This is a genomic window from Pyrobaculum sp. (assembly GCF_049971835.1).
GTDB lineage: Archaea > Thermoproteota > Thermoprotei > Thermoproteales > Thermoproteaceae > Pyrobaculum.
This window is the reverse complement of sequence record NZ_JBMFKV010000140.1, coordinates 1-4,876: the sequence shown is the minus strand read 5'-3', so window position 1 is coordinate 4,876 and position 4,876 is coordinate 1. Positions and strand designations below refer to the sequence as shown.

General features: G+C 56.1%; 5 protein-coding genes. 2 read left to right on the top strand and 3 right to left on the bottom strand.

Annotated elements, in window-relative coordinates; genetic code table 11:
* Together ACP5J3_RS10750 and ACP5J3_RS10745 are read left to right on the top strand one after the other, a co-directional pair.
* A partial coding sequence (locus ACP5J3_RS10750; RefSeq protein WP_428495692.1) for an AAA family ATPase occupies nt 1-850 on the top strand: 850 nt, incomplete at its 5' end.
* A 3-nt stretch (nt 851-853) separates the two neighbouring features.
* Nucleotides 854-2,059 carry a hypothetical protein gene (locus tag ACP5J3_RS10745; protein ID WP_428495691.1) on the top strand — a complete coding sequence of 402 codons (1,206 nt, stop codon included), beginning with the start codon at nt 854-856 and terminating at the stop codon, nt 2,057-2,059.
* Between the two features lie 108 nt (nt 2,060-2,167).
* Here the strand turns inward: ACP5J3_RS10745 and ACP5J3_RS10740 are convergent, their stop codons facing one another.
* From ACP5J3_RS10740 to ACP5J3_RS10730, 3 genes are read right to left on the bottom strand one after another with little or no spacing between them, the layout of a single operon-like run.
* Nucleotides 2,168-2,947: a [LysW]-aminoadipate/[LysW]-glutamate kinase gene (locus ACP5J3_RS10740; protein ID WP_428495690.1), complete on the bottom strand. Its 780-nt coding sequence runs from the start codon at nt 2,945-2,947 to the stop codon at nt 2,168-2,170.
* Nucleotides 2,944-3,999: an N-acetyl-gamma-glutamyl-phosphate reductase gene (gene argC, locus ACP5J3_RS10735; protein WP_428495689.1), complete on the bottom strand. Its 1,056-nt coding sequence runs from the start codon at nt 3,997-3,999 to the stop codon at nt 2,944-2,946. The genes ACP5J3_RS10740 and argC overlap by 4 nt, the downstream gene beginning before the upstream one ends.
* On the bottom strand, nt 3,996-4,499 hold the full coding sequence (locus ACP5J3_RS10730) for a hypothetical protein (protein ID WP_428495688.1): 504 nt from the start codon (nt 4,497-4,499) through the stop codon (nt 3,996-3,998). Before ACP5J3_RS10730 ends, argC begins: the two co-directional genes overlap by 4 nt.
* Nucleotides 4,500-4,876: the final 377 nt, after the last annotated feature.

Below are 4,876 nucleotides of genomic sequence, written 5' to 3'. Positions count from 1 at the left end.
AGGAGAGAAGCTACGCGGAGAATTTTTTGCTGAGACAGTTGACCTAGATCTTCTTCTTGGGGCGTTGGAGGCAGGAAATGTCCTTCTCGCCGGGCCGCCTGGCACGGGCAAGACTGCTCTTGCCAAGAGAATTGCTGAGTTAGCCGCGGCGCCGGGCAGTCGTAATTACATCATCGCCGTGGCCCACTCCCTCTGGTTCCGCAGGGACGTAATCGGCGGGGAGTCTCTTGGGCCAGACGGCGTGTTCTGGAAATCTGGGCTTTTCATAAAGGCTTACAACATGGCGGCTGAGATGCTGGAGAGGGGCTCGTCTGGGCCTGTGTTCCTCATACTCGACGAGGTAAACAGAGCCGATATTGATAAGGCCTTTGCCGATCTTTTCGCAATATTTCGCTCTCAGCTCTGCGACGACTGGAGCATCCCAATAAGCCTAGTAGAGGAAATCGAGGCCTACGGCGATAAAGTCGATGAAGATGCAAAAAAGTTTGTCAAATACTATAGAAAATATAAGGATTTACCATTGAAACTTATTAGAGTCGTGGCTACTATGAACATAAAAGATTGGAGAAACCTCTTCCTTACTGGCGAGGCTTTCCTCCGGCGATTTGTAATAGTAAAGACAGAGTGTCCAGAAGTAGACTCCTATATTGACAGAGTCGATGGACCTGAGGAGGTAAAACAAGAGATTAGGAAGGCGGCGGGGGAGCTAGGCGGTTGCGTGCCGCCTGCGGCTGTTATCGCCGCGGCAAAGCTCTTGAAAAATCTCGACAGAGGGAGGGCTGATGCGAAGACTGTTTTAAACGCGGTGTTGGGAAGTAGAGAGTATCTCCTAGGAAGAAGACGCCGCTAGGGTGTGAACAAGACGGAGATAAGGAGGCGCAACCTTGGTCTGTTGGTAGGAGGTAGATACTTCCGTTACTATCGCCAACCCAGTATCAAGATAATAGAAAGCCTAATGCGTAGAGCTGGCGAGGAGGCTGTCGCCGCGTCTTTTAGGGATCTGGCCCTAGAGGCTTTAAAATATGCATTGGGCCTTCTAAAGATTGAGGTTGAGAGGGCGCTGAGAGATAGGCTTGTCTACCGCGAGTTCGGCGTGGTTTACGGTGCGGATATAGAGGGGGCTATAGACGTCGCTAGGAGTATTGCGGTGAGGCCGTTGTGTTTAGTCGCATCGCTCACGTACCTCCCGTCTAGACACGCGCCTGAGTATCTGCTAATGCGGCGTATAGCAAGAGAGGTTATCAACACCGCAAGACGCATGGCCGCTGGGGACGAAGAGGCGGCGAGGCTCTTGGAGGGAATAGCTAAGCTCATACGCCACTTGCCAGCAGGGACAACTAGTTTAGAGTGTGGAGATGTTGAATATATAGAGTGGTTGCGCAGAGCGTGTTTAATCAATAAGTTTGTAAAGGCGTTGGAAAGATCCGTAAAGATCGGACGCGCCGCTGGGTTAGGTGAAGAGGTGGTATTCCGCGACTGGAGGCTTTACGAGATCTACACATACTTCCTCATCTACGATGTATTCAAAAGCGCGGGATTTGTGGAGGCGGCGTGTCGCGACGCCGGAGGCGGCGAGCCTGATCTCACCCTCAAGAAGGGTGACAAATGTATCCTAATCTACTTCAACAAACCACTGGCCTATTCCCTAGTGGAGAGGTACAACGGCAATGACGCCAGCTTGCACCGGGGGAGACCTGACGTCTTTGTAGAAGACGGCAGTGTGAAGATTGTGGTGGAGGCAAAATTCTCCACATCACCTTCCTACATCGCCTTGGGCAGATTTAAGGCTATGGCCTATATGTACGAGTACTCGGCCGACGCCGGTATTTTGATCTTTCCTGCGATTGAGGGGGTGCCAACAGACGAGGAGGAAAGAAGCATTGAAGAGCTCTATAAATACATGGAGAAAGAAGGCGTTGCAACGCTACATCTACGCGACGGCAGAAATCTACACCTCATAAGAATAGACCCCGCAGAGACGGAGGATCCATACGAGTCGGACAGGTTGGCACGTGAAAGACTAAGACGTGTGCTCAAAATCCAACACATCGACCTATGAGATGGTGAAGTAAATTCAGCATATTACACGGTTGGGCAATTACGTAGGGAAAATATCTGCCAAATCTGGGAGGAAGTCTAGAACTAGCTTGGAGGCGTCGTTATTGTCTTATGGCGTGATGTGTGTCCCGGCTCCGTTTAGGGCTGTGTCTATGGGGCTGTCGGCGAGTCCGCTTGCGATTATTACCTCTATGCCGGTTTTGGCGGCCTCGGCGGCCATAAGTAGCTTTCTCTTCATGCCTCCCCTCACCTCTTCGCTCTGGACTAGCTTCTCTGCCTCTGGTGCGGTGAGGTGGGGCACCACCTTCCCGCCTATGTAGAGGCCCTCCACGTCGCTGAGGAGCAGGAGCTTCTGGGCCTTCACGGCCTTGGCTACGTCGAAGGCCAGCTGGTCTCCGTCGACGTTTAGAAGCTCGCCCTTCTCAGACACGGCGATGGGTGCCAGCACCTTGAGGGGTGGGGGGAGTAGCTTGTCTGCATCTATCTGGGTGATGCGGCCGACGTAGCCTCCGTCCACCACCCTCTGCCGCCCCCTCTCGTCTACTACCAGGACTTTTTCTTTGCGCCTCGCCTTCACTACGCCGAGGTCTGCGCCGGTTAGGCCGAGGGCCGGCACGCCGAGGGCGTGGAGGGAGGCGACTATCTGCTTGTTTATCCAGTTCATGGCCATGACGAAGGTTTTTAGAGTTTCCCAGTCGGTGTATCTGCTTACGAGGCCTCCTGGGTGGGTTAGGTACTTGGGCTCTAGGCCTAGGCGCTTCATGAGGTCGTTTACCATGCAGCCGCCTCCGTGCACCACGACGGCGCGGTCTGCGTATTTGGGGAGGTTTTGTATTGTCTTGGTGGGGTCTTTGCAGACTACTGACCCGCCTATCTTTATGACTATCATATGGGGGCGATGGGGATTGTCCTGAGGCCTTCGTCCTCTGGGAAGCCCATGGCGATGTTGAAGGCCTGCACCGCCTGGCCGGCGGCGCCTCTGACTAGGTTGTCTATGGCGGCGAAGGTGACTACCCGGCCGAGGCGGGGGTCGATCTCAAACCCAATGTCGACGTAGTTGGAGCCGAGGATGTACTTGACGTTGGGGTACCGGGACACGCCGAGGCGGTCTTTTACCAGTCTTATGAACTTGGAGTCGCTGTACATTGACCTGTAGTATTTCCACATGTCGGCCTCCGTGGGGGTCTTGTCGGTGTATACGTGGCCTGTGGTGAATATGCCCCTCACGATGTCTACTGCGTGTGGGGTGAAGGCCACCTTTACGGGCCTGCCGGCGAGTAGGCTTAGCTCCTGCTCAATCTCGGCGATGTGGCGGTGGTGGACGGGCTCGTAGGGCCTCACTACGTAGGTGCGGAAGCTGTGTAGATCTACTATGGAGCCCTCGGCGCCGGCGCCGCTGGAGCCTATCTTGGCGTCTACCACGGGTGGGGTGTTGCCTATGACGCCGTATTTGGCTAGGGGGGCTAACATGAGTATGGAGGCGGTGGCCATGCAGCCCGGCACCGCGACGAGTTTTGCGCCGGGTAGCTCGTGTCTGTGGAGCTCGGGCTGTCCGTATACGGCCTTCTGGAGGAGGTCGGGGTATGGGTGGGGCTGTGGCCACTTGTACCACTGGACGTAGGCGTTGGGGTCTTTTAGGCGGAAGTCGGCGCTGAGGTCGAATACGGCGGCTCCTGATTCGTATAGCTTGGGGACCCACTTGACGGACTCGCCGTGTGGCAGGGCTAGGAAGACGACGTCGGCCTTGAGGGCGGCGTCGATCGACGGCTCGACGAACTTCAGCTGTGTTACGCCGCGGAGGTTGGGGTGGATCCTGTAGACGTACTCCCCCTTGAATTTGCGGGAGGTGGCGCAGACCACCTCGACTCCGCTGTGCTGTAGGAGTAGCCTCAGGAGCTCCCCTCCGACGAATCCCGAGGCGCCTACTACGCAGACCTTCATACGAGCTCTGCCAAGGCCTGCGCCTCCTCTCTGTTTTCTATGGCGGGTACGGGGTCGACGTCGACGACGTAGTGGGCGGAGCCGTAGCTTCCGAGGGTGACGCGGGCGTACAATAGCCCGAGCTCCTTAAGGACGTCTGCCACTAGGCCGCTGGCTGTCTTCGCCGTGGCGAATATCTTGACTGTGGAGTGGGGCTTCGGTATGACGATGGTCACCTTGGAGAGGGGGTTGCGCATGTACATCCTGTGTTCTATCACGCTTTTGGCCCCCTCCACGCTGGTCACGGGGCCGTCGAGGTCTAGGCGCCACGCCGTGAGGAGTAGCCAGGGCCTCTCCAGCTCCACCTTCTCTACGGTGTGGTCTGTGGATACGAGGGCGTAGGGGGGTCCGTATTTGGGTATCCAGTTGAGGCGGTTGAGGGCGGCGTATATGGCGGGGGGCGGGTTGATGCTCCTCTTCGCCACCTGGCCGTATATGGCGGCGGTGTAGGGGTTGCCCATCCTTAGGATGGCTGTTCCGTGTAGGGCGTGGATTGGGGTTTCGGAGATGTTTACAACAACGGGCTTGTGGCCCCTTGCGGCCAGCGCGTCTGCTAGTATCTTGTCTTGTAGGGTGGGGCTGTCTGTGAGGATGTATATCGCCCCACTTTCCCCTCTGGCCCCTGATCCATGCGTGCCTCATGTGGCTACTATATAAGTTTTTTGTCTGCGAAAAGGTTATATATAGGTGGTATTTTGCGGGTCATGGAGGGGATTTCGGGGACGGTGTACGCCTCCGCTGTGTGACATGCGGCTCTGTGTTTGCTCCGAACTATAGGCTATATAGGTGTCCCAAGTGCGGCGGCCTTCTCGAAGTGGAGGTGTGTAACCTCTACTGG

Bases quoted from the DNA above. Each gene is read 5' to 3' on its own strand.
- ACP5J3_RS10740 (WP_428495690.1), bottom strand. From the start codon at position 2,947: ATGATAGTCATAAAGATAGGCGGGTCAGTAGTCTGCAAAGACCCCACC.
- argC (WP_428495689.1), bottom strand. From the start codon at position 3,999: ATGAAGGTCTGCGTAGTAGGCGCCTCGGGATTCGTCGGAGGGGAGCTC.
- ACP5J3_RS10730 (WP_428495688.1), bottom strand. From the start codon at position 4,499: ATGGGCAACCCCTACACCGCCGCCATATACGGCCAGGTGGCGAAGAGG.